The organism is Burkholderia sp. IMCC1007 (assembly GCF_027257875.1).
Lineage (GTDB): Bacteria > Pseudomonadota > Gammaproteobacteria > Burkholderiales > Burkholderiaceae > Burkholderia.
In genome coordinates, this window is the sequence record NZ_JAPVQY010000007.1 from 142649 (window position 1) to 168214 (window position 25566).

A 25566-nucleotide genomic window follows, 5' to 3' on the forward strand; every position below is an offset into this window, starting at 1 on the left:
GTCGTCACTCGATGGCTTTACTTCGCGGCGTCACGCGCGGGTCATCACACATCCAAGCGCAGCTGCCCTTGCATAGTGGTGTCAATTCCACAACCATTTGATGAACGTCGATAGTGCCGTCCGGCTGCTTTACGACCATTTCATCTGTAAAGGTCTTCTTGTCGATCAAGGTGTTTTCGGCGCGGATGCCAAGCTGCTGTAAATACGATTTCGCATTTTCGGCGCGTTCGTCTTTCAAATTGTCAACGTTTGCTTCATTGATATAGGCACCGGCAATTAAGATTGCTTGAATTGTCACATCAGGCCATTTTTTTTGCTTCAATAACGCTGCTTGCTATTGCTATTCTGTCTGAGTTTGAAAACTCGGTCGTGTTGAATGGAAATTGTACCTGTACTTCTTCGCCTATCGTACATGCAGTCGCCGCGCCGGGAAGAATTGCTATCAGCCCGAAAAGGCAAACCATAAAACCGGATTTGAGTGAAATTCTGCGCGTCATTTAATTATCTTGTCAAAGGTCGAGATGTATGCGCTGATGACGAGTGAAGAAAAATACGGACAATCGGCTCGCTCTTTTTCTGTCATAGGCTCGGAAAACCTCATGTGTGGACGAGCTATGAACGGTCGCCGGAAAGGATCGGCGTGTCTATCGGACGAGTATGATTTTTAGTTTGGATTCCGACGAAAGACGAGATGCCTGACGATCAGCAATGTCGCGGAGAGGGGGGATCACTTGATCTCGGATCGCGCTGCACTTTGCGCATGAGGCGCGACGACCCAACGTACGCATGCAAATGCAAGGTCACATGGTTGCGCATATCGCCGCGCCGGGCGACAGCGGACGACATCGCATGATGGACGCGGAATTTCCGCTATAGGTAATTGCAGGATGCGGACAGGCAGCACTGTTCGCCGCAACGCCCCAGATCTCCGGCGAACGTGACGGAAGCGCACGGGCAAACGGTGATTGGCCGCCACAGCGGCACTGTCGTCAGATGAAGTGGCTCGAGAGCACGAGCCGGACGCTAACGCTTCTGCATGGCGCATGCGACCACGCGTGCAGCAGGTTCAAGGCCGCGTGATTTTTAACCGCGCCGCACCACCCACCCGTCACGCATGAATCACCCGCGCAGGAAACCCCGCCCCCGCGCCCGCCGCACTCGGCGCGAGCGGGGCGACCTGCTTGCGGCGTTCGCGCGTCGGCGCAACGCCGAACGCATCGCGGTAGCTCTTGCTGAAGTGGCACGCCGACTGGAACCCGCACGCCATCGTGATATGCATGATCGACATGTCGGTCTGCAGCAGCAACTCGCGCGCGCGGCGCAGCCGCAGCGTCAGGTAATAGTGCGTGGGCGTCATCCCGAGATGCTCGCGGAACAGTCGCTGCAACTGACGCTGCGACATGTTCGCCAGCCGCGCGAGCTCTTCGCGCGACAGCGGCTCCTCGATGTTGTTCTCCATCAGCGAGATCACTTCGAACAACGACTTGTTCGCCGAGCCCAGACGCGCGACGAGCGGCATCCGTTGTTGCGCGCTCGTGTCGCGCACGTGTTCGACGATGAACTGCTCGGCGATCTGCGTGACGCGCGCGGTGCCCACGCGCGCGGCGATCAGGTTCAGCATCATGTCGAGCGGCGCGACGCCGCCCGTGCACGTGATGCGGTCGCGATCGACCACGAACAGTTCCTTCAGGAAGCGCGTGTCCGGAAACTCTTCCTTCAGCGCCGACATGTTTTCCCAGTGGATCGCGCACGCATAGCCCGCGAGCAGCCCCGACTTCGCCAGCGCATAGGTGCCCGTGCACAGGCTGCCGAGCGGCATGCCCTGGCGCGCAAAACGGCGCAGGGTCGACAGGTGGGCAGGTGTCGTCGCGCGCTGCACGTCGACACCGCCGCAGACGAAGACGATATCCGGTTGCCCGACGCAGTCGGCCGGCCCCGTGTCGACCGTAAGACCGTTGCTCGCCGTCACCGGGCCGCCGTCCGGGCTGATCACGGACCAGCGGTAGAGCGGCTGTCCGCTCAGGTAGTTCGCCATCCGAAGCACCTCGATCGCATTGGTGAACGCGATCATCGTGAAATTCGGTAAAGGCATGAACGCGAAGTGGGACAGCGACGCTGTGCGGTCGGGCGACATGGGGGCGTTCCTTGAATCTCTAATAGCTTTCGGCCCGACGCACGGATCGGGCTGCCGTATTGTGTGAGCGAGCGCAACAAGCGTGCCATACGGCTAAACCCTAGCTCCATACGTTGTATGGGCATCAGGTCGATGTTGCACTGCACCGTAAATGGGCCGCGCTGCACCCCGGGCGCGCGCCGCAGCACCGACGAAGTGCCTGTCCATAGGTGAACCGCGAGGGCCGGTTCGGTTGGTCATCCGAAAAAGCACGAGCGGTCACTTGTACAAAACGGACGTGCATGGCGGAAAAGGCAAAGAACGCGTCTAAATTCATCAATCCGTCGAAAATCCGAACGACAAGAATAGAGCCGTCGGCAGCCTTGCTCTGGACTCGGTGGAAACCCAGGTACGGCGGGCCTCGAGCTTCGGTTTTCCGCCCTTCATTCTTGTCACGGACGCACTATGTCGAACCCCCAGCCTTTCTTCTCGCAGCCCCTTGCCGAGCGCGATGCGCCGGTGCGCAGCGCCATCCTGAAGGAGCTCGAGCGCCAGCAGTCGCAAGTCGAGCTGATCGCGTCGGAAAACATCGTGTCGCGCGCGGTGCTGGAAGCCCAGGGTTCGGTGCTGACCAACAAGTATGCGGAAGGCTATCCGGGCAAGCGTTACTACGGCGGCTGCGAATTCGCGGACGAAGTCGAGGCGCTGGCGATCGAGCGCGTGAAGCAGATCTTCAACGCCGGCTACGCGAACGTGCAGCCGCACTCGGGCGCGCAGGCGAACGGCTCGGTAATGCTCGCGCTGGCCAAGCCGGGCGACACGGTGCTCGGCATGTCGCTGGACGCCGGCGGCCACCTGACGCACGGCGCGAAGCCGGCGCTGTCGGGCAAGTGGTTCAACGCGGTCCAGTACGGCGTGAACCGCGACACGCTGCGCATCGACTACGACCAGGTCGAAGCGCTGGCCCACGAGCACAAGCCGAACCTGATCATCGCCGGCTTCTCGGCGTACCCGCGCGCACTGGACTTCGCGCGCTTCCGTGCGATCGCCGACAGCGTCGGCGCGAAGCTGATGGTCGACATGGCGCACATCGCGGGCGTGATCGCCGCGGGCCGCCATGCGAACCCGGTCGAGCACGCGCACGTCGTCACATCTACCACGCACAAGACGCTGCGCGGCCCGCGCGGCGGCTTCGTGCTGACCAACGACGAAGAGATCGCGAAGAAGATCAACTCGGCGGTGTTCCCCGGCCTGCAGGGCGGCCCGCTGATGCACGTGATCGCCGGCAAGGCCGTCGCGTTCGGCGAAGTGCTGCATGCGGACTTCAAGGCCTACATCGACAACGTGCTCGCGAACGCACAGGCGCTCGGCGAAGTGCTGAAGGCGGGCGGCGTGGATCTCGTCACCGGCGGCACCGACAACCACCTGCTGCTGGTCGACCTGCGCCCGAAGGGCCTGAAGGGCGCGCCGGTCGAACAGGCGCTGGAGCGTGCGGGCATCACCTGCAACAAGAACGGCATCCCGTTCGACACCGAGAAGCCGACGGTCACGTCGGGCATTCGCCTCGGCACGCCGGCCGGCACGACGCGCGGCTTCGGCGTCGCGGAGTTCCGCGAAATCGGCCGCCTGATTCTCGAAGTGTTCGACGCGCTGCGCGCGAACCCGGAAGGCGACCCTGCGACCGAACAACGCGTGCGCCGCGAGATTTTCGCGCTTTGCGAGCGCTTCCCGATTTACTGATCGACGACCCCCACAAAAGCAGAGACTGGAGCGAGAGGCAGATATGAGCACGCTGCATCAGGACAGCATCATCATCGACGGACTGAACATTTCGAAGTTCGAGAAGCCGGTGTTCGAAGACATGCGCAAGGGCGGCATCACCGCCGCGAACTGCACGGTGTCGGTGTGGGAGAACTTCACCAAGACCGTCGACAACATCGGCGTGATGAAGAAGAAGATCCGCGACAACGGCGAACTGCTGACGCTGGTGCGCACGACGGACGACATCTTCCGCGCGAAGAAGGAAGGCAAGACCGGGATCATCCTCGGCTTCCAGAACGCGCATGCGTTCGAGGACAACCTCGGCTACATCGAGGCGTTCGCCGACATGGGCGTGCGCGTCGTGCAGCTTTGCTACAACACGCAGAACCTGGTCGGCACGGGCTGCTACGAGCGCGACGGCGGCCTGTCGGACTTCGGCCGCGAAGTAATCACCGAGATGAACCGCGTCGGCATCATGGTCGACCTGTCGCACGTGGGCGGCAACACGTCGTCCGAAGCGATCGCGTTCTCGAAGAAGCCGGTGTGCTACTCGCACTGCCTGCCGTCGGGCCTGAAGGAGCATCCGCGCAACAAGAGCGACGCGCAGCTGAAGGAAATCGCCGACGCCGGCGGCTTCGTCGGCGTGACGATGTTCGCGCCGTTCCTGAAGCGCGGCATCGAAGCGAACATCGACGACTACATCGAGGCGATCGACTACGTCGTGAACCTGATCGGCGAAGACGCGGTCGGCATCGGCACGGACTTCACGCAGGATTTCGCGAAGGAATTCTTCGACATGCTCACGCATGACAAGGGCCGCTATCGCCAGCTGACGAACTTCGGCAAGGTGATCAACCCGGACGGCATCCGCACGATCGGCGAATTCCCGAACCTGACCGCGGCGATGGAACGCCACGGCTGGAAGGAGTCGCGCATCCGCAAGATCATGGGCGAGAACTGGGTGCGCGTGTTCAAGGACGTGTGGGGCGCATAAGCGCGCGCCGAGCCGAACCGCCACAGCATTCAACACTAGAAAAATCGGGACGTGCCAGCGCTTGCCGCGCGGGCACGCGGACGATGTCGCGCCTGCGCATGAGCCGCGCGGCCACTTTCCTCACGGAGTCACAACGATGCAACCGCAACTGCCGATCAACGTCGATCCCGATACCGGCGTCTGGACCACCGACGCGCTGCCGATGCTGTACGTGCCGCGTCACTTCTTCACGAACAACCACGTCGCGGTCGAGGAAGCGCTCGGCGCCGAAGCGTATGCGGAGATCCTCTACAAGGCCGGCTACAAGTCCGCGTACCACTGGTGCGACAAGGAAGCAAAGCAGCACGGCCTGACCGGCATGGCCGTGTTCGAGCACTACCTGAAGCGCCTGTCGCAACGCGGCTGGGGCCTGTTCTCGATCATCGAAGCCGATCCGGCCAGCGCGCACGCACGGATCGAACTGCGCCACTCGTCGTTCGTGCTCCAGCAGCCGGGCAAGGAAGGCAAGCTCTGCTACATGTTCGCGGGCTGGTTCGCCGGCGCGATGGACTGGGTCAACGACACGACGCCGGAAGGCAAGGGCGCGCCGCGCTCGCAGTCGAAGGAAGTGCAGTGCGCGGCCGAGCACCACGATCACTGCGTCTTCGAAGTGTCGCCGATCGCGCACTGATGCACTGACGTCACGACACTGCAATACAACAACACCCGCAACACGAGATATTCGAACGCCAGAGGTCGCCTGCGATGCGTTATCCCCACCTGTTCAAACCCATGCAGCTGAACCAGTTGACGCTGCGCAACCGGATCGTCAGCACCGCGCACGCCGAGGTGTATGCCGAGCCGGGCGGCCTGCCGGGCGACCGCTATATCCGGTACTACGAAGAGAAGGCGAAGGGTGGCGTCGGCCTGGCGATCTGCGGCGGCTCGAGCCCCGTGTCGATCGACAGCCCGCAGGGCTGGTGGAAGTCGGTGAACCTGTCGAACGACAAGATCATCGATCCGCTCACGCGCCTGGCCGATGCGATGCACAAGCACGGCGCGAAGATCATGATCCAGGCGACGCACATGGGCCGCCGCTCGTCGTTCCACGGCGAGCACTGGCCGCACCTGATGTCGCCGTCGGGCGTGCGCGAGCCGGTGCACCGCGGTAACGCGAAGATCATCGAGATCGAGGAAATCCGCCGCATCATCGGCGACTTCGCGGCGGCTGCGAAGCGCGTGAAGGCGGCCGGTATGGACGGCATCGAAATCTCCGCCGCGCACCAGCACCTGATCGATCAGTTCTGGAGCAAGCGTTCGAACCACCGCACCGACGAATGGGGCGGCAGCCTCGAGAACCGTCTGCGCTTCGGCATCGAGGTGCTGACGGCCGTGCGCGAGGCGGTGGGCAAGGACTTCTGCGTCGGCCTGCGCATGTGCGGCGACGAATTCCATGAAGACGGCCTCGACCACGAAGCGCTGAAGGAAATCGCGCAGGCGATGTCGGAAACGGGCCTGATCGACTACCTGAGCGTGGTCGGCTCGGGCGGCGACACGCACAACACGATCGCCAACTGCATGCCGCCGATGGCACTGCCGCCGGAGCCGTTTGTGCACCTCGCGGCCGGCATCAAGTCGGTGGTGAAGATTCCGGTCATGCACGCGCAGAGCATTCGCGACGCGGGCCAGGCCGAGCGCCTGCTCGCGAACGGCATGATCGACCTGGTCGGCATGACGCGCGCGCAGATCGCCGATCCGCACATGGTGATCAAGATCCGCGACGGCCGCGAAGACGAAATCAAGCAGTGCGTCGGCGCGAACTACTGCATCGACCGCCAGTACAACGGCCTCGACGTGCTGTGCATCCAGAACGCGGCGACGTCGCGCGAAGCGACGATGCCGCACATCATCGAGAAGTCGCGCGGTCCGAAGCGCAAGGTCGTGGTGGTCGGCGCGGGCCCGGCAGGGCTCGAGGCCGCACGCGTCGCGAAGCTGCGCGGCCACGACGTCGTGCTGTTCGAGAAGAATGCGGAAGTGGGCGGCCAGGTGATGATCGCCGCGAAGGCGCCGCAGCGCGAACAGATGTCGGGGATCATCCGCTGGTTCGACATGGAAACCAAGCGCCTGGGCGTCGATCGCCGCCTCGGCGTGGCCGCCGACGAGAAGATGATCATGGCCGAGAAGCCGGACATCGTCGTGCTCGCCACCGGCGGGTCGAGCTTCACGTGGCAGGTGCCGGCATGGGGCGTGGCCGAAGGGTTGGCCGTCAGCTCGTGGGACATCCTGACCGGCAAGGTCGAGCCGAAGCAGAACGTGCTGCTGTTCGACGGCGTGAGCACGCATGCGGGCGCGGGCGTGGCCGACTTCATGGCGAGCCGCGGCTCGAAGGTCGAGGTGGTGACGCCCGACGTGAAGGTGGCCGACGATTGCGGCGGCACGACGTTCCCGATCTTCTACCGCCGCCTGTACGCGCTCGGCGTGATCCCGACGCCGAACTATATGCTCGATCGCGTGTACGAAGAGGACGGCAAGAAGATCGCCGTGCTGCGCAACGAATACACCGAGGAGCTGGAAGAACGTGCGGTCGACCAGGTCGTGATCGAGAACGGTTCGTCGCCGAACGACGAGCTGTACTGGAAGCTCAAGCCTGAATCGGTGAACCGCGGCCAGATCGATCCGCACACGCTGTTCGCGGCGGAGCCGCAGCCGTGCCTGTCGGAAGAACTCGGCAACGGCCGCTACCTGCTGTTCCGTGTCGGCGACTGCATCTCGATGCACAACGTCCACGGTGCGATCTACGACTCGCTGCGTCTCGTGAAGGATTTCTAAACATGAATCCGGCTTTCCTCATTACCGCACTGCTGTGGCTGTCGGTGGCGGGGCTCGCGTTCGCGGTCGCGAAGCGCTCGTCCTACTGGCGTCTCGGGCGCGCCACCGCGCCCGGCTCGTTCGGCGTCGCGAACCTGTTCGCGATTCCGAAACGCTACTTCGTCGACCTGCACCACGTCGTGGCTCGCGATCCGTACATCGCGAAGACCCACGTCGCGACGGCGGGCGGCGCGATCGCCGCGCTTGCGCTGGTGTTCGTCAACTACGGCCTCGCGATCTACTCGCCGTGGCTCGACAAGCTGATCTTCCTCGCGGCGCTCGCGATGCTCGTCGGCGTGGTGTTCGTGTGGCGCCGCCGCGCGGCGAAGGACGTGCCCGCACGCCTGTCGCGCGGCCCGTGGAATGCGCTGCCGTGGCTGCTCGGTTCGTTCGCGCTCGGCCTCGTGCTGTTCATGGTGGTGCCGACGCGTGCGATGTCGGGCGGGTTCGCGGTGCTCTGCGCGCTGCTGATCGGCGCCGGCGCATTCACGATGACCGTCGGTGCCGCGAAGGGCGGCCCGATGAAGCATGCGATCGCCGGCCTGCTGCACCTCGCGTTCCACCCGCGCCAGGAGCGCTTCGCGGCCACCCGCGACGCGTTCACCGGTAACGGCACGGCCACGCCGCCGACCGCGCTGAAGCTGCCGGACATCGCGCACGAGGAGTACGGCGTCGCGAAGCCCGTCGAATTCCGCTGGAACCAGCTGCTGAGCTTCGACGCATGCGTGCAGTGCGGCAAGTGCGAAGCCGCGTGCCCCGCGTTCGCGTCGGGCCAGCCGCTGAACCCGAAGAAACTGATCCAGGATCTCGTCGTCGGGATGGCGGGCGGCACCGATGCCGCGTACGCCGGCAGCCCGACGCCGGGCCTCGCGGTCGGCCAGCATCGCGGCGAGCCGAACGGCCCGATCGTGTCCGGCCTGATCGAGGAGCAGACGTTGTGGTCGTGCACGACCTGCCGCGCGTGCGTGCAGGAGTGCCCGATGCTGATCGAGCACGTCGACGCGATCGTCGACATGCGCCGCAACCGCACGCTGGTGCACGGCACGGTGCCGGGCAAGGGCCAGGAAGTGCTCGCGAACCTGCGCGAGACCGGCACGATGGGCGGCTACGACACGGCCGCACGCTACGACTGGTCGGTCGACCTGAACGCGCCCGTCGCGCAACCCGGCAAGCCGGTCGACGTGCTGTTCGTCGCGGGCGAAGGCGCGTTCGACATGCGCTACCAGCGCACGCTGCGTGCGTTCGTCAAGGTGCTGAACAAGGCCGGCGTCGACTACGCGGTGCTCGGCTCGACCGAGACCGATACCGGCGACGTGGCCCGCCGCCTCGGCGACGAAGCGACGTTCCAGCAGATGGCGAAGCGCCTGATCGGCACGCTCGGCACGCTGTCGTACAAGCAGATCGTGACGGCCGACCCGCACGTGATGCACAGCCTGCGCAACGAATACCGCGCGCTCGGGCTGCGCGTGACGGTCAAGCATCACACGACGTACATGGCGGAGCTGGCCGACAGCGGCAAGATCGCGCCGAAGGCCGTCGAAGCGCTGCGCGAGAAGCGCACCACGTATCACGACCCGTGCTACCTCGGCCGCTACAACGGCGAAACGGAATCGCCGCGCAAGCTGCTGAAGACGATCGGCATCCAGGTCGTCGAGATGGAGCGCAACGGCATGCGCGGCCGCTGCTGCGGCGGTGGCGGCGGTGCGCCGCTGACCGACATCCCGGGCAAGCAGCGGATTCCCGACATCCGTATCGCCGACGCGCGCGAGATCGGCGCGGACGTGGTCGCGGTCGGTTGCCCGAACTGCACGGCGATGCTCGAAGGCGTCGTGGGCCCGCGCCCCGACGTGCTCGACGTGGCCGAACTCGTTGCCGCTTCGCTGGAGTGAATCGATGAACACGATCAAACGAATCGATCCGCGCCGGCCGTTCATCATCACGGCCGAGGGCCTGAAGCGCATCACGCTCGGCGAGGAAGGCAGCGCCGATGCGAACGCCGCGCAGTGGTCCGCGCACGGTCACGGCGCGGCGGCGGCGAAGCCGCGCCGCGCGGTGCAGGACCCGAAGCACGTGATGCTGGTGGTGGCGCACACCGAGCGCGGCGCGCTCGACGATCACACGCGGCAGGCGATCGCCGCCGCCGCGGTGCTGGCCGACGCGCAGACGGAAGTCGCGCTGCTGGCGTTCGGCGAACTGAAGGACGACGCCGCGGAACTCGGCGTCGACAAGCTGATCGAGCTGGCCGACTTCGACCGTCGCGCGTTCGCGCCTGAAAGCGAATTGCAAGCGTTGCTGGCATGCGCGGCGGCGCTCGCGCCGAAGCACGTGTTCGTGCCCGACAACGCGACCGGCGACGGCGACCTCGGCCGGCGTTATGCGGCAGCGGCCGGCGCGAGCGTCGCGACCCATGTGGTCGAGATCGACGCGAAGCATGTCGGCGCGTATGCGCAAGCCGGGCGGGCGTTCGCGACGCGCGGGCTGCCCGACGTGATCCTGCTCGCGCAGAACGCGGTCGAAGCGAAACTGCCGTTCGTCGGCGCGGGCGAGCGCCTGGCCGCCGACTTCATCCGCCCGGCCGGCGACGCGGCGCAGACGTACCGCGATCTCGGCCTCGAGGAAATCGATGCGGCGCAGGTCGCGCTCGAGGAAGCCGACTTCATCGTGTCGGCCGGCAACGGCGTGTCCGACATCGGGGCGTTCGAGCGGCTGGCCGGTGCGTTCGGCGCGGCGATCGGCGCGAGCCGCGTCGCCGTCGACAACGGTCATTTCACGCGCGACAAGCAGGTGGGCGCGACCGGCAAGACGGTCGAGGCGAGCGTGTACATCGCGTTCGGCATCTCCGGCGCGGTGCAGCATCTGCAGGGGATCAAGGACTGCCGCCACGTGATCGCCGTGAACCTCGATGGCAGCGCGCCGATCGCGAAGCGCGCGAACCTGACGGTAGTGGGCGACGCGCAGGCAACCATCGCCGCGCTGATCGAACAGGTGCAGGCCGCGCGCGCGTCGCGCGGACAATCGCCGGCCGCGGTCGGCAGCCGTGAAACGGAAGGAGTCGCAGCATGAACGCCCCCCGCCAGTTGCAACGCATCGCGGTGCTCGTGTCCGTGGGCCGGCACCCCGTCAGCGGCACCGCGCGCTACAGCCGCAACGACGCGGCCGCGCTCGAAGTGGGCCGCCAGCTCGCGGAGAAGCATCAAGCGAAGCTCGACGTGATCCATGCGGGCGACCCCGCGAATGAAGCGCTCGCTGAATACCTCGCACTCGGCGCACGGCAGGTCGAAGTGCTGGCCTGCCGCGACAGCGACGATGTCGCGCATGCGCTCGCCGCGCGCGTCGAAGGCTATGACCTGGTACTGACCGGCACCCGCGCCGAGGGCGCGTACGACACCGGGATGCTGCCGTATCGCGTCGCCGCGGCGCTCGGCTATCCGCTCGTCGGCTCGGCCGTCGACGTGACGGTCGAAGGCGGCCGCGCGACCGTGCGGCAATTCCTGCCGAAAGGGCTGCGGCGGCGCGTCGACGCGGCGCTGCCGGCCGTCGTCGCGGTGCATCCGCTCGCCAACGCGCAGCCGCGCTATGCGTACGCGCGGCTGCGGGCCGGCGCGATCCGCCCGGCGCTCACGGCGACCGGCGCGGATGCCGACGCCGCGGCATGGCGGGTCGGTCCGATCGAGCGTAAACCCGTAAAGCTCGTGGCTGCCGAGAAGCGCTCCGGGCATGCGCGGATGCTGTCCGCGACGACGACCGAAAGCCGCGGCGGCAACGTCGTAAATGAAGGGAGTTCAGTCGAAAAAGCACAAGTGATCCTCGCGTATTTGCGCGAGCATCAACTCATCGACTACTGATTTTGATGCCTGTCGGCAACAACACTGGGACGCAAGGAATCCGGAGCAAACGATGAAAGTATCGGCAGACATTCGCGCACTGATCGAACGCCGCAAGGAAGGCTACAGCCTCGAGGCGCCGTTCTACACGAGCGAGGAGATCTTCGCCCTCGACATGGAGGCGATTTTCCGGCAGCACTGGATCCAGGTAGCGGTCGAACCGGACATTCCCGAGCCGGGCGACTACGTGACCGTGGAACTGGGCAGCGACTCGATCCTGATCGTGCGCGACGACGACATGGAAATCCGCGGGTTCCACAACGTATGCCGTCACCGCGGCGCGCGCTTGTGCAACGAGGACAAAGGCTCGGTCGGCAACATCGTGTGCCCGTACCACAGCTGGACCTACAACCTGACGGGTCAGCTGATGTTCGCCGAGCACATGGGCGAGAAGTTCGACCGCTGCAAGCACAGCCTGAAGTCGGTGCACGTGCAGAACCTGGCGGGCCTGATCTTCGTGTGCCTCGCCGACGAGCCGCCCGCCGACTTCGCGCAATTGCGCGCCGAGATGGAGCCGTACCTGCTGCCGCACGATCTGCCGAATACGAAGATCGCCGCACAGATCGACATCATCGAGGAAGGCAACTGGAAGCTCACGATGGAGAACAACCGCGAGTGCTATCACTGCGTCGCGAACCATCCGGAGCTGACGATCTCGCTGTACGAATACGGCTTCGGCTACCAGCGTTCCGACGCGAACGCCGAGGGCATGGACGCATTCGCGGAAACCTGCGTGCGTCGCGGCAAGGAGTGGGCCGAGATGGGCCTGCCGTCCGCCGAAATCGAAAAGCTGGACGACGTGACGGGTTTCCGCACGCAGCGCCTGCCGCTCGACCGTCACGGCGAATCGCAGACGCTCGATGCGAAGGTCGCGTCGAAGAAGCTGCTCGGCAAGTTCGACCAGGCCGACCTCGGTGGCCTGTCGTTCTGGACGCAGCCGAACTCGTGGCACCACTTCATGAGCGATCACATCGTGACGTTCTCGGTGATTCCGCTGTCGGCCGGCAAGACGCTCGTGCGTACCAAGTGGCTCGTGCACAAGGACGCGAAGGAAGGCATCGACTACGACGTGAAGAACCTCACGGCCGTGTGGAACGCAACCAACGACCAGGATCGCGCGCTCGTCGAATTCTCGCAGCGCGGCGCGACCAGCAGCGCCTACGAGCCGGGCCCGTATTCGCCGTTCACGGAAGGTCTCGTCGAAAAATTCTCGGCCTGGTATATCGGCCGGCTCGCCGAAAAAACCGGCGCGTAGTACTCAGCAGCGGACAAGCGGAGCAAGACATGATGCGAGATGCGGCCAATTTCGAGCCGGCAGAAAGCCGGGTGACGCACCCGGCTTTCTGGAGTGCCCTTCCCGAGCGCTGGACGAGCGACGTCGAGGAAACGCTGGTGTGCTGCCACGTGCGGCAGGAAACCCACGACGTGAAGAGTTTCTTCTTCCGTTCGCCGCAAGGTCGTACGTTCTCGTTCGAGCCCGGGCAATTCATCACGCTCGAGCTCGACATCGACGGCGAGACGATCAACCGGTGCTACACGATCTCGTCGTCGCCGGCGCGGCCGCACACGATCTCGATCACGGTCAAGCGCGTGCCGGGCGGCAAGGTGTCGAACTGGCTGCACGACAACCTGCAGCCGGGCGCGTCGGTTCGCGTGCTCGGCCCGGCCGGCGAATTCACGTGTGCGCGGCATCCGGCGCGCAAGTACCTGTTCCTGTCGGCAGGCTCGGGCGTCACGCCGCTGATGTCGATGAGCCGCGCGCACCATGATCTCGCGGAAGATCGCGACATCCTGTTCGTGCACAGCGCGCGCACGCCGGACGACATCATCTTCGCGCGCGAGCTCGACCTGATCGCATCGAACCATACGAACTTCCGCACGTCATTCGTCGTCGAGCGCGTCGGTGCGCGCACCAACTGGCCGGGCGTCACGGGCTTCCTGACGCTGCCGCTGCTCAAGCTGATCGCACCGGACTTCATGGAGCGCGAGATTTTCACGTGCGGCCCCGCGCCGTACATGAAGGCCGTGCGCGACCTGCTCGACGAAGCCGGTTTCGACCGCAAGCAGTATCACGAGGAGAGCTTCTCGTTCGAAACGCTCGCGCAGACCGCGAGCGACGAAGTGCTCGCCGAACTCGTGCCGGCGGCCGATGGCGTCGACGCTGCGACCAAGCAATACACGGTCAGCTTCGCGAAGAGCAATCGCGAGATCTCGTGCGGCTCGGAGCAGCACGTGCTCGACGCGGCACGCCAGTCGGGCGTGCGGCTTCCCGCTTCGTGCACGCAGGGCATGTGCGGCACCTGCAAGGTGAAGCTCGTGTCGGGGCAGGTGGAGATGAAGCACAACGGCGGTATCCGCCAGCGCGAGATCGATCAGGGGATGGTGCTGCTGTGCTGCAGCAAGCCGCTGTCCGATCTCGTCGTCGACAAGTAAAAAAAGACGCGCCATCGGTCGGCCCGGAGGCGTCGCCTCCGGACAAGCATCCGTCGTAAACCGACCGGATCGCCGAATTGTGGTTGAAGAACCTAGAGAGACACCGCGCGGTGAGCGCATATCAAGGAGATCGACCATGAAACTGTTCGGAAAACTGTTGTATACCGGCGCACTGTCGGCAATGGTGGCGTTGAGCGCATCGGCACTCGCCGACACGAAACCGACGTTGAAGATCGGCTACGTCGAAGGCTGGGACGACAGCGTCGCCACGTCGAACGTCGCCGCGCGCGTGATCGAGAAGAAGCTCGGCTACGAGGTGAAGCTCGTGCCGGTCGCGGCCGGCATCATGTGGCAGGGCGTGGCACGCGGCGACCTCGATGCGACGCTGTCCGCATGGCTGCCGGTCACGCACGGCTCGTACTGGGGCGAATACAAGTCGAAGGTCGTCGATCTTGGCGCGAACTTTCCTGACGCGAAGATCGGCCTGATCGTTCCCGACTACGTGAAGGCGAAGAGCATCGACGATCTGAACGCGGAGAAGAGCGACTTCGGTGGCCGCATCGTCGGCATCGATGCGGGCGCGGGCGTGATGCGCAAGACCGACGAAGCGATCAAGAACTACGGCCTGAACTACACGCTGATGCCGAGCTCGGGCGGTGCGATGACGGCCGAACTGTCGCGCTCGGTCGGCGCGAGCAAGCCGGTGATCGTGACGGGCTGGGCGCCGCACTGGATGTTCGCGAAGTGGAAGCTGCGCTTCCTCGAGGATCCGAAGAAGGTGTACGGCGGCGCCGAGCATGTCGACAGCGTCGTGAATCCGGGCCTCGAAACCAAGGCGAAGCCGGTCGTCGCATTCCTGAAGAAATTCCAGTGGAAGCCGGGTGAAATCGACAGCGTGATGCTGGCGATCCAGAACGGCTCGAAGCCGGAAGCCGCCGCCGATGCATGGATTGCAGCGCATGCGGACCGCGTGAATTCGTGGACTGAAGGCGCTCAATAAGCATCGCGACATACGTCGCACGAAACATCATAAAAATACGCCGGGAGTGACACGCAGGAATCCGAAATAATCAGGATGTAATGCGGCCATATCCCGGCTTTCTTTTACTGATTCTGCAAAAAAGCGCGTAAGTTGTTACACTACGCCACTTGTGCGGAGTCATCTCAGGAGGAATTGGATGAGTCAGGCAGGACTGCGTGCGAATCGCACCAGTGATGTTGGAACAACCATCTCACATGATTCGACGGGCCATACGCTGCATCGTGGCCTGACTTGGAAGGATGCATTCTGGGTGACGAGCGGCGTGCCGGCTGGCGTGCTGTTCACGATCGGCGGCGTATGCGCGACGGTCGGCCAACCCGCGTGGGCGATCTGGATCGCCGCGATCACGATGGGGCTGATCCAGAGCGCGACTTATGCGGAAATATCGGGGCTATTTCCCCATAAATCGGGCGGCGCGTCGGTGTATGGCGCAATTGGCTGGGTGCGTTACAGCAAGCTGATTGCCCCGGTTTCCGTGTGGTGCAACTGGCTCGCGTGGTCGCCGATGCTTGCGCTCGGTTGCGGCCTCGCGGCGAGCTATGCGCTCACGAGTCTCTTTCCCGCCAATGCGGCGGTGCTGCACTGGCAGTTCAAGATCGCGGATCTCGGTTTCATCAAGCCGGGTCTGTCTCTGCGAATCAACGCGACATTCATCATCGCGACGATTCTGCTTCTCATCACGTTCAAGCTTCAGCACAGCGGTGCGTCGAAGGCTGCACGCACGCAGCGCATTCTCGGCATTGCGTCGCTCACGCCGTTGCTGATCGTCGGCATCGTGCCGTTCATCACCGGCGACGTGCCGATGTCGAACCTGCTTCCGCTGCTGCCGCTCGGTCACGACGCGCACGGCAATCTCACGACCGCGACGTTCGGCTCGTGGAACGGGCAGGGCGTCACGATGGCGCTCGGCGCGATGTTCATGGCCGGCTGGGCGTCGTACGGTTTCGAGACGGCCGTCTGCTACACGCGCGAATTCCGCGATCCGCGCCGCGACACCGCGAAGGCGATCTTCTGGTCGGGCGCGCTGTGTCTCGTCGTGATGACGCTCGTGCCGATGGCGTTCCAGGGCGCGCTCGGCACGCAGGCGATGCTCGATCCGGCGATCGGCGACGGCACCGGCGTCGCGGCCGCGATGGCGAAGATCGTCGGCGGCGGCGCGTGGGTCGCGAATGCGGTCGTCGTGATGCTGATGCTGTCGATCCTGCTGATCGTGATGACGTCGATGATGGGCTCGTCGCGCACGCTGTACCAGGCATCGGTCGACGGCTGGCTGCCGAAGTACCTGTCGCACGTGAACGAGCACGGCTCGCCCACGCGCGCGATGTGGACCGACCTCGGCTTCAACCTCGTGTTGCTGATGATGTCGGACTACATGACGGTGCTGTCGATCTCGAACGTCTGCTACATGTTGTTCGTATTCCTGAACCTTCAGTCCGGCTGGATCCACCGGATGGATCGCGGCAACTGGGATCGGCCGTTCCGCTGCCCGACGTGGCTGCTCGTCGCCGGCTCGATCTGCGGCTATGCGAACCTCGTCTACGTCGGCGCGGGTGCGAACCTGCAGGGCGAAGGCACGCTGCGCAACGGGCTGATCGCGATGCTGCTGATCGTGCCGGTGTTCCTGTTCCGCCACTACTGGCAGGATCGCGGCCGTTTCCCCGCGCAGATGCAGCGCGACATGGAACTCGAAGTGCCGAAGCGCGCGATGTGGCTGAGTTTGATGCCGTATGCGGCGCTGGTTGGCGCGGCGCTCACGATCTGGTTGTCGTATTACTTCGCGTGGGTGAAGTAAGCGCGTGACGCTTCGCGCGGCGAACCCGGACACCGCACCCGGGCCGTCGCGCGACGCGACGAACTGCATGAAAAAAAACCGACCGGCTGATTGCCGGTCGGTTTTTTTGTGGGCGGCTGGCCGAACCGACGCGCTTACGGAAACACCACCGTCCGATCGCCGTTCAGGAACACCCGCCGCTCGATGAACGCCTTCACCGCCCGTGCGAGCGTGATCGATTCGACGTCACGCCCGACCGCGAGCAGTTGCTCCGGCCGCAGCGCGTGATCGACCCGCTCGACCACCTGCTCGATGATCGGGCCTTCGTCGAGATCGTCGGTCACGAAGTGCGCGGTCGCGCCGATCAGCTTCACGCCGCGCGCATGCGCCTGGTGATACGGCTTCGCGCCCTTGAAGCCCGGCAGGAACGAGTGATGGATATTGATCGCGCGGTTCGCGAGCTTCGCGCTCGTTTCCTGCGACAGCACCTGCATGTAGCGCGCGAGGATCACGAGTTCGGCGCCGCTCGACTCGAAGAAGTCGAGCCACTGCGCTTCCTGCTGCGCCTTGGTGTCGGCCGTGATCGGGAAGTGCCGGAACGGCAGCCCGTGCTGCGTCGCCAGTGGTTCGAAGTCCGGATGGTTCGACACGATGCCGACGATGTCCATCTTCAGCTCGCCCATCCGCCAGCGGAACAGCAGATCCGCGAGGCAGTGCTCGAGCTTCGACACCATGATCAGCACCTTCGGGCGCGCGTTCACGTCGTGGATCGCCCATTGCGCAGCGCCTTCGGCGTCGCCGCCGAGCGTGGCCGCGATCGGCCCGAACTCCTGGCGCAGCGCGTCGATCTGCAGCGTCTCATCCGTCGGATGAAACACGCAGCGCACGAAGAAGTGATTGCTGAGATCGTCGTCGAACACGTTCAGCGCATCGACGTAGCAGCGATGGCGTTCGAGAAAGCCGACGACGGCGGCGACCTGGCCGGCCGCGCTCGGGCACGACAGCGTCAGGACGAATTGATCGGGGCGTGAGTCGGCGGTCATGAGAATCCTCGGGTGTCATGGGGCGCGAGCCCGCGCGGGGCGCAGCGGGGCGCCGCGCGACGCGGGTAGCGGGAGACTCAAGTAAATCAGGACGATTTTTGCGCGGATAGAACCAACGCGCCGTGTGGCTGGTATCGGTACGCCAGCAGGGGCGCACGGCGCGCCGCGGGTGATGCGGCGGTGTTCACGCCGCCGGGCGGCCCGTCACGCCGGCGCGCACGCGTCGAGGAGCCAGCGGCGGAACACGTGGGTGGCGTCCGGCTCGGGCCGCTGCGGCGGCCGCACCAGGAAGTAGCCGCGCGACGTCACGACCGGCGCGTCGACGAGCTTCACCAGTTGCCCGGACGCGACGAGCTCGTCGACGAGCGGCGACCAGCCGAGCGCGACGCCCTCGCCGAGCAGCGCCGCATGGATCACCAGCGCATAGCTGTTGAACGTCACGCCGCGCGCGGCGGCCAGCGTATCGACGCCGTGCGCGTCGAACCAGCCGGCCCACGACAGCCAGCGCTCGGGGCGCGTCGGCTGCACGTGCAGCAGCGGCAGCGCATGCAGGTGGTCGGGCCGCGCGACATGCGGATGCGCGGCGCGAAACGCCGGCGAGCAGACGGGCGTGACCGATTCCGGAAAGAGCCGCGCGGCCGTGCACGACGGCCAGTGGCCGTCGCCGAACAGGATCGCGATGTCGGCATGGTCGCGCTGCGCGTCGTAATCCTGCGACGTGACGACCCGCACGTCGACGTCCGGCATCACGTGCTTCAGGCCGGCCAGGCGCGGCATCAGCCAGTAGGTGGCGAACCCGAAATCCGTGACGATCGTGAGCGCGCCGTGCTCGCGGCGCGCGCGCAGCGTCGCGGTCGCGCCGCGCAGCGTGTCGAGGCTCTGCCGCACCGCTTCGTACAGGCACTGGCCGTCGGTCGTCAGCGTGACGCCGCGCGGGCTGCGCTCGAACAGAGGCACGCCGAGCTCCGCCTCCAGCTGGAACACCTGCTGGCTCACGGCCGGCTGCGTCGAGCCCAGCTCGCGCGCGGCGGCCGTGAAGCTCGCGAGACGGGCGGCCGATTCGAACGCGCGCAGCGCCTGCATCGACGGTAACGCTTCGGATCTCGACATAAGTCTCTCTAATGGCCCCATAAGGGGAGGATATCTTCCCGCGCGAATTCGGGCGGGCGATAGTGCTTCGGACGGCGCGCCAGCGCTGCGCCAGGCCTTCCGCGATTCTGCCAGTCGCGGCAGGCGCGCGCGGCACTTTCTGCAGGCCGTGTCCGTCATGTCGACTGCATCGCTGCTCATGCTGCGCGACATTCCGTTCGAACACCGATTTCTCCACGACCGCCGATGACGAACCCGACTCCCAACATCCTGATCCTGATGGCCGACCAGCTCACGCCGTTCGCGTTGCCGGCCTACGGCAACCGCGTCGCGCGCACGCCGACGCTCGACCGGCTGGCCGCGCAAGGCGTGGTGTTCGACGCCGCATATTGCGCGAGCCCGCTATGCGCGCCGTCGCGCTTCTCGCTTTTGACCGGCAAGCTGCCGTCGGGTATCGGCGCCTACGATAACGCCGCCGAATTGCCGGCGCAAACGCTGACGTTCGCGCACTACCTGCGCGCGGGCGGCTACCGGACGATGCTGTCCGGCAAGATGCACTTCTGCGGCCCCGACCAGCTGCACGGCTTCGAGGAGCGGCTCACGACCGACATCTATCCGGCCGACTTCGGCTGGGTGCCGGACTGGGATCGGCCCACCGAGCGGCCGAGCTGGTATCACAACATGAGCTCGGTGCTCGACGCCGGCCCGTGCGTGCGCACGAACCAGCTCGACTTCGACGACGAAGTCACGTTCGCGGCCAAGCAGAAGCTGTATGACGTCGCGCGCGAGCGGGCGGCCGGGCACGACGAGCGGCCGTTCTGCATGGTCGTGTCGCTGACGCATCCGCACGATCCATATGCGATCACGCGCGAATACTGGGATCTGTACAGCGACGACGAAATCGACATGCCGGCCGTGCGGCTCGATGCCGCCGAAAGCGACCCGCATTCGCAGCGGCTGCGCTTCGTCTGCGAAAACGACCGCACCCCGCCGACCGACGCGCAGATCCGTGCCGCGCGCCATGCGTACTACGGCGCGACGTCCTACGTCGATGCGCAGTTCGGCAGCGTGCTGGGCGCGCTCGAGCAATGCGGGTTCGCCGACGACACGATCGTGATCGTCACGTCGGACCACGGCGACATGCTCGGCGAGCGCGGGCTCTGGTACAAGATGACGTTCTTCGAAGGCGGCTGCCGCGTGCCGCTGATCGTCCACGCGCCGAACCGCTTCGACGCGGCGCGCGTGCGCGGGCCCGTGTCGCACGTCGACCTGCTGCCGACGCTCGTCGATCTGGCCGGCGCCGCACCGGCCGGCGGCTGGCCCGATGCAGTGGACGGCGCGAGCCTCGTGCCGCATCTGCATGGCAAGCCCGCGCACGACGTCGCGCTCGGCGAATACCTCGCGGAAGGGGCGGTCGCACCCGTCGTGATGATCCGCCGCGGCGACTGGAAGTACGTGCATTGCCCGGCCGATCCCGACCAGCTCTACAACCTCGCTCACGATCCGCGCGAGCGCACCAACCTGGCCGGGACGCCCGAAGCCGCCGACCTGCTCGCCGCATTCCGTTCCGAGGCCGCGCAGCGCTGGAACCTGCGCGAGCTCGATGCGCAGGTGCGCGCCAGCCAGCGGCGGCGCCGTTTCCATTACGCCGCGACGACGCAGGGCCGCATCCAGGCGTGGGACTGGCAGCCGTTCACCGATGCGACCCAGCGCTACATGCGCAATCACATCGAACTCGACACGCTCGAAGCGATGGCGCGCTTTCCGCGCGTCGGGCGCTGAACGTACCGCATCGCGGACATTGACGAACGACGGAGGAAGCGAATCATGAAACGACAGTGCAATGCAGCAATCCGAAGCATCGGCGCGGTATTCGCCGCAGCGGCCTGCGTGATGGCGACACAGCCGGCGCACGCCGCCGACCCGCAGACATGCCGCGACGTGAAGATGGCGGCGCCCGGCTGGACCGACATCGACGCGACCAACGCGATGGCCGGCGTCGTGCTGAAGGCGCTCGGCTACCGGCAGGACGTCGCGAACCTGTCGGTGCCGATCACGTACCAGGGGTTGAAGAAAGGGCAGGTCGACGTGTTCCTCGGCAACTGGATGCCCGCGCAGGCGCCGCTCGTGAAGCCGTTCGTCGACGAGAAATCGATCGACGTGCTGCACGCGAACCTGAGCGGCGCGAAGTTCACGCTTGCGGTGCCCGACTACGTCGCGGCCGCCGGCGTGCACACGTTCGCCGATCTCGCGCGCTACGCGGACCGCTTCGGCGACAAGATCTACGGGATCGAGCCCGGCGCGCCCGCGAACCAGAACATCAAGCGGATGCTGGCCGACCATGCGCTCGGTTCGGCGAACTGGTCGCTGGTCGAATCGAGCGAGACGGGGATGCTCACGCAGGTCGAGCGCGCCGTGCGCGACAAGCGCTGGATCGTGTTTCTCGCGTGGGAGCCGCATCTGATGAACACGAAGTTCCACCTGACCTACCTGTCGGGTGGCGACGCGTACTTCGGGCCGAACTACGGCGGCGCGACCGTCAACACCGTGACGCGTTCGGGCTTTGCCGGCCAGTGCGCGAACCTCGCGCGGCTGTTCCGGCAGATGACGTTCTCCGTCGACGTCGAGAACAAGATGATCGCCGACATGCTCGAGAACAAGTCGTCGCCTTCCGTCGCGGCGCAGCGTGCGCTGAAGGCCGACCCCACGCTCGTCGAGGGCTGGCTCGACGGCGTGACCACCGCGTCCGGCACACCCGCGCTGCCGGCCGTGCGCGCGGCGCTCGACGGCCACTGAGCTCGTCCGGGCGGCCGGCTTTTTTGCCCGGCTGCCCGTCTCCGTGTTTTCCCGAGCAGTCGCATCGAGACCATTTGGTGTCGCCTTCAGACGGGTGACCCGAAATATGGGTTTGTATTTTTCGCCAATGGCTGCGTTATTGCAAAAACAGAAATGCCGAAGCCATCGGACGTACTGCATTCGAATCAGCCGGCGTATTGCGGCGCGCGCCAGGCCACGGTTCTTTCCATTGAACGGTTCAGGGAGGGTGGGCGAGAATGAAGCAAAAGAAAGTTGCCGTAGCTGCCGCGCTGGTTTGCGCGGCCTGTATTCCCGCCATCGGCCACGCGCAGAGCAGCGTGACGCTGTACGGGATTCTCGACGCGGGCATCACGTACGTGAACAATACGGGCGGTTCGCACGTGGTCAAGTTCGACGACGGCGTCGCGTACGGGAACCGCTTCGGCCTGAAGGGCACGGAAGATCTCGGCGGCGGACTGAAGGCCGTCTTCGCGCTCGAGAGCGGTTTCCACCTCGGCAACGGGCAGCTCGGCTTCGGCGGTGCGGAGTTCGGGCGTCAGGCTTACGTCGGTCTGCAGAACAACTGGGGCACGCTGTCGTTCGGCAACCAGCTCGACATCACCAACGAGCTCGTGTCGATCTACAACATCTCCGCATGGGGCAGCGGCTATGCGATCCACCAGGGCGACTTCGACCGCTTCAACGGCGACCGCCTCCCGAACTCGGTGAAATTCCTGTCGAACGACCTGAGCGGCTTCAAGTTCGGCGCGATGTACTCGTTCGGCAACGTCGCCGGCAACTTCCACCGCAACAGCGCATGGAGCGCGGGCGCGAGCTTCACGCAGGGCGACTTCTCGGTCGGCGCCGCGTACACGCGCCTGAACAACCCGAATGGCATCTATGCGTTCGACCCGTACGCGATGATCGGCACGCATACGTTCCTCGGCCAGCAGACCGTCACCGTCGATCCGGCGACCGGCGCGCGCACCGACCTGTTCTCGAACACGGCGATGGACGTCGACAGCCAGGGGACGTTCGGCATCGGCACGAGCTACACGATCGGCAAGCTGTCGCTCGACGCGAACTTCTCGTACACGACGATCAAGGGCTTCGGCCAGTCGTCGCACATGCAGGTGTATGAAGGCGGTGGCCTGTACCAGTTCACGCCGGCGCTGAGCTTCATCGCGGGCTATCAGCACACGCGCTTCGAAGGCCACCACTGGAACCAGGGCACGGCCGGCCTGCATTACCTGCTGTCGAAGCGCACCGACGTGTATATCTCGGGCGATTACCTGCGCGCGTCGCAGGGCGTCGATGCGGTCATCGGTTATAGCTTCACGCCGTCGACGACGCAGACGCAAGCCGACGTGCGGATCGGCATGCGGCATTCGTTCTGAACGGGGTGGTGCGGTAGATATTTCGATGTCTTCAGCGAGGTCTCTCTTTGGCGCGAACTGCGGTTCGCGCTTTTTTTTGTTGTTTGTGGAATTGTGCGGGACAGCGGGGAGGAATGCCGGCGGTCGGAAGTCCTCACGACAATTCCCGGTCGAGGGGCCGTTCACGGTTGTAGCGAGCACCGCCCCTAGTCAACTACAGCAGAGCGCGCGTCGGGCTGCATTCGGCCATTATCAGCCATTCACAACCGGCACCCAGGTCAGTCACCGATGGGAATGCATCATGTCAACCGAGTAGAAGCACCGCGTCAGACTGTTTATCCAGCGTTTCTGGCAGCCGACCAGTGCGTGCATGACCTGCATGCCGGGGAGCAGGGGAAATGTCATGAGCCTCGCGCGCTGGACTATTGCATTTCATACAGGACTGCTTGCTAGACTCTCGCCGTACTGCTGACTTTCACGCCTTTGGCGAAACTCTACGCGCATCGATACGGCAATGCGCTGATCGTTGGCGTCCTGACAACGTTGGGCGACGCGTACTCACACACGAGTCACTACCGCATCCCCTATGTCGAGCACATCGTGACGGATGCAATTTCAGGTCTCTTGACGCTTGCGATCTCGTAGATCTTGACCTGTGTGTGGCGCGATCCGTCTTAGCAGCAAACGAAGAAACGGACGCGGCCAGTCCACTGCATCCGGGTCCTGAAATTAAAAACTGGCCGCGCGAGCGGCTGCGTCCGCAGTTTGCCTACTTGACACCGTCCCGTTAATTGGCTCGGGCGAAAAATCCATTACGGACACGGTGTTCGCGTTTACGCACCTCCGGATCAACGTGGCTTTACAGGGTTATTACGATTCGCTATCGTCCTTACCTAGTAAATCTACGAGCCTCGACCCAAGAGCCGCCCGACAGGCTCCGGTCGCTAATCCGTTGGGGAGCGGACATGCTAAGAGACCATCTGATTGGAGACCTCTACGAGGCCGCCATCCGGCAAGATGATTTCCTGGAAGTCCTGCAGCGCACTACAGAGGCGATCGGCGCGACGTGGTTCCATATGTTCAGTTGGGATTCGGAGAACAACCGCCCCGGGCTCTCGGTGTATTCACCAGGGATCGACTGGGACCCGATCATCACGCTCTACGAGCAATACTATGGTGCGCTGGACCCGAGACGGAGCTTGGTGGAGCGAGCGCCCGCCGGCACGCTCGTCGCCTGCCAGGATCACATCAGCGAGCGTGACGTAGCGCAAAGCGAGTTCTACCAGGACTACCAGATCCCGACCGCAGGGCTGCGCTATCTTCTGGGAGCCCGCCTTACCCGACCAGGCAGCAGCGACACCCTCCTGGGCCTGCTGCGCGCCGCCGGGCGGACTCCGTACTCGGACGAAGACCGGGAGACTGCCGCCAGCCTGATCCCACACCTGCACCGAACGATCAATCTTTGGCAGGATGCCAACGCACTGCACCGGGACGCCGCGCTGGGGACTGAACTCATGGAGCAACTGGGCCTTGCCGTCTTCGCGCTCGACAAGGATGGGCGCCTCGTGTTTTCCAATCAGGCTGGGGAGGCGATGCTGAAAGCCGGCACTGCGCTCAGGCTCAGGTACGGTCGACTGGCAGCGCCACACGCTCCGGAGAATGACGCACTGCTCGCGGCGATCCTTCGGGTTGCGCGATCCAGACACGGGGAAAGCCTGGCGCTGCGAAACGCCACCGGAGCCAGTCACGACCTGTTCATGAGTATTGCCGCCATTCCGGGGCAATCGCTGACCACTTTCGGCTCCGCATCGGTCCTGATTTCGGCAAGGATGCGTGGAAACGGGCCGCCTGTCACCGCCAAGCAGTTGCAGCAGGCTTTTGGTTTGACGCCAGCGGAAGCGGCCGTGGCGGAGGCGCTGATCGAAGGCACGCCGCCGGAGGATTATGCGGACACCAAAGGGGTCTCACCCAACACGGTCAGATACCAGGTGCGGGCCATTCTTGCAAAGACCGACGCTCGATCGCAGGTCAAAGCCGTGAGCACGATGTTATCGGTACTCTCACAACACAAGGTCAATTGACTGGCGCGGGCACAGCGGCGCTCCGATGACCGAGCCTGTTGCTGCATGGTATTTCAAAGCAGACAGGGTTGTTCGCAGCAACCGCGTTGCCGAACGCATCGCCGATACCGGGCTTGTCGGAAAAACGGATCGGTCGTTGAAGCTCGCTCGCGTGGGCGGCCGCTCTATGGCAGGTGTGTTCGATACCGTGAAACGGTCTGTTGTTTCACTATCAATATTGATGATGCGGACATTCTGGCTCCACTCGCATACTTTCCCCGGCTGCACAGGTTGTTTGCTGCGCATGCCGAAACCAAAAACAGCGGACGGGAAGGCGCTACGGGTCGTTCAGATCCG

The 25566-nt window shown here is 64.8% G+C and carries 20 protein-coding genes and 1 pseudogene; 16 read left to right on the forward strand and 5 right to left on the reverse strand.

The features are described from left to right. Positions 1–4 precede the first annotated feature (4 nt). Entirely contained in the window at positions 5–322 is a 318-nt protein-coding gene (locus O1Q03_RS09580; protein ID WP_269503021.1) for a hypothetical protein, read from the reverse strand. Between the two features lie 786 nt (positions 323–1108). After that, complete coding sequence (locus tag O1Q03_RS09585) at positions 1109–2134, reverse strand: GlxA family transcriptional regulator (protein WP_269503022.1); 1026 nt, start codon at positions 2132–2134, stop codon at positions 1109–1111. A 444-nt stretch (positions 2135–2578) separates the two neighbouring features. On the opposite strand from O1Q03_RS09585, the gene O1Q03_RS09590 reads away from it, so the two are divergent. The 11 genes from O1Q03_RS09590 to O1Q03_RS09640 all read left to right on the forward strand — a co-directional run bounded on the left by O1Q03_RS09590 (position 2579) and on the right by O1Q03_RS09640 (position 16866). Beyond that, positions 2579–3853 (forward strand): serine hydroxymethyltransferase, encoded by a 1275-nt coding sequence (locus O1Q03_RS09590; protein WP_269503023.1) that lies wholly within the window; start codon positions 2579–2581, stop codon positions 3851–3853. 43 nt (positions 3854–3896) lie between these two features. Beyond that, positions 3897–4868, forward strand: coding sequence for a dipeptidase (locus O1Q03_RS09595; protein WP_034186088.1), 972 nt, complete (start codon positions 3897–3899; stop codon positions 4866–4868). Between the two features lie 136 nt (positions 4869–5004). Further along, positions 5005–5538 carry a DUF5943 domain-containing protein gene (locus O1Q03_RS09600; protein ID WP_269503025.1) on the forward strand — a complete coding sequence of 178 codons (534 nt, stop codon included), beginning with the start codon at positions 5005–5007 and terminating at the stop codon, positions 5536–5538. A gap of 74 nt (positions 5539–5612) precedes the next feature. Next, positions 5613–7676: an NADH:flavin oxidoreductase gene (locus tag O1Q03_RS09605; protein ID WP_269503026.1), complete on the forward strand. Its 2064-nt coding sequence runs from the start codon at positions 5613–5615 to the stop codon at positions 7674–7676. A gap of 2 nt (positions 7677–7678) precedes the next feature. Further along, on the forward strand, positions 7679–9604 hold the full coding sequence (locus O1Q03_RS09610) for a (Fe-S)-binding protein (RefSeq protein WP_269503027.1): 1926 nt from the start codon (positions 7679–7681) through the stop codon (positions 9602–9604). Positions 9605–9608: 4 nt separating this feature from the next. Next, positions 9609–10778 carry an electron transfer flavoprotein subunit alpha/FixB family protein gene (locus O1Q03_RS09615; RefSeq protein ID WP_269503028.1) on the forward strand — a complete coding sequence of 390 codons (1170 nt, stop codon included), beginning with the start codon at positions 9609–9611 and terminating at the stop codon, positions 10776–10778. Further along, positions 10775–11560 (forward strand): electron transfer flavoprotein subunit beta/FixA family protein, encoded by a 786-nt coding sequence (locus tag O1Q03_RS09620; protein ID WP_269503030.1) that lies wholly within the window; start codon positions 10775–10777, stop codon positions 11558–11560. The genes O1Q03_RS09615 and O1Q03_RS09620 overlap by 4 nt, the downstream gene beginning before the upstream one ends. Positions 11561–11612: 52 nt before the next feature. Then, positions 11613–12854 carry an aromatic ring-hydroxylating oxygenase subunit alpha gene (locus tag O1Q03_RS09625; protein WP_269503031.1) on the forward strand — a complete coding sequence of 414 codons (1242 nt, stop codon included), beginning with the start codon at positions 11613–11615 and terminating at the stop codon, positions 12852–12854. Positions 12855–12883: 29 nt separating this feature from the next. Continuing rightward, positions 12884–14032, forward strand: coding sequence for a hybrid-cluster NAD(P)-dependent oxidoreductase (locus O1Q03_RS09630; RefSeq protein ID WP_269503032.1), 1149 nt, complete (start codon positions 12884–12886; stop codon positions 14030–14032). Positions 14033–14168: 136 nt separating this feature from the next. Continuing rightward, the gene (locus O1Q03_RS09635) at positions 14169–15032 is read left to right on the forward strand and encodes a glycine betaine ABC transporter substrate-binding protein (RefSeq protein ID WP_269503033.1); all 864 of its coding nucleotides are present in this window, start codon (positions 14169–14171) and stop codon (positions 15030–15032) included. A 178-nt stretch (positions 15033–15210) separates the two neighbouring features. Next, positions 15211–16866 carry an APC family permease gene (locus tag O1Q03_RS09640; protein WP_269503034.1) on the forward strand — a complete coding sequence of 552 codons (1656 nt, stop codon included), beginning with the start codon at positions 15211–15213 and terminating at the stop codon, positions 16864–16866. A 134-nt stretch (positions 16867–17000) separates the two neighbouring features. Here the strand turns inward: O1Q03_RS09640 and purU are convergent, their stop codons facing one another. Further along, on the reverse strand, positions 17001–17888 hold the full coding sequence (gene purU, locus O1Q03_RS09645) for a formyltetrahydrofolate deformylase (RefSeq protein ID WP_269503035.1): 888 nt from the start codon (positions 17886–17888) through the stop codon (positions 17001–17003). Between the two features lie 204 nt (positions 17889–18092). Further along, positions 18093–19019 carry a choline sulfate utilization transcriptional regulator gene (locus O1Q03_RS09650; protein WP_269503036.1) on the reverse strand — a complete coding sequence of 309 codons (927 nt, stop codon included), beginning with the start codon at positions 19017–19019 and terminating at the stop codon, positions 18093–18095. Positions 19020–19223: 204 nt separating this feature from the next. Here O1Q03_RS09650 and betC point away from each other — a divergent pair, with 204 nt between their 5' ends. From betC to O1Q03_RS09675, 5 genes and pseudogenes are all read left to right on the forward strand, one after another. After that, positions 19224–20759 carry a choline-sulfatase gene (gene betC / locus O1Q03_RS09655; protein ID WP_269503037.1) on the forward strand — a complete coding sequence of 512 codons (1536 nt, stop codon included), beginning with the start codon at positions 19224–19226 and terminating at the stop codon, positions 20757–20759. Between the two features lie 45 nt (positions 20760–20804). Then, complete coding sequence (gene choX, locus O1Q03_RS09660) at positions 20805–21773, forward strand: choline ABC transporter substrate-binding protein (protein ID WP_269503038.1); 969 nt, start codon at positions 20805–20807, stop codon at positions 21771–21773. A 257-nt stretch (positions 21774–22030) separates the two neighbouring features. Continuing rightward, positions 22031–23170, forward strand: a complete 1140-nt coding sequence (locus O1Q03_RS09665; protein ID WP_269503039.1) for a porin — start codon at positions 22031–22033, stop codon at positions 23168–23170. Between the two features lie 310 nt (positions 23171–23480). Further along, positions 23481–23794: pseudogene (locus O1Q03_RS09670) on the forward strand (hypothetical protein). A 320-nt stretch (positions 23795–24114) separates the two neighbouring features. Beyond that, positions 24115–25230: a LuxR C-terminal-related transcriptional regulator gene (locus tag O1Q03_RS09675; protein WP_269503040.1), complete on the forward strand. Its 1116-nt coding sequence runs from the start codon at positions 24115–24117 to the stop codon at positions 25228–25230. Here the strand turns inward: O1Q03_RS09675 and O1Q03_RS09680 are convergent. Next, a complete protein-coding gene (locus O1Q03_RS09680) occupies positions 25210–25515 on the reverse strand; it encodes a hypothetical protein (protein WP_269503041.1) in 306 nt (101 codons plus the stop codon). The two genes, O1Q03_RS09675 and O1Q03_RS09680, sit on opposite strands and share 21 nt — an antisense overlap. Positions 25516–25566: the final 51 nt, after the last annotated feature.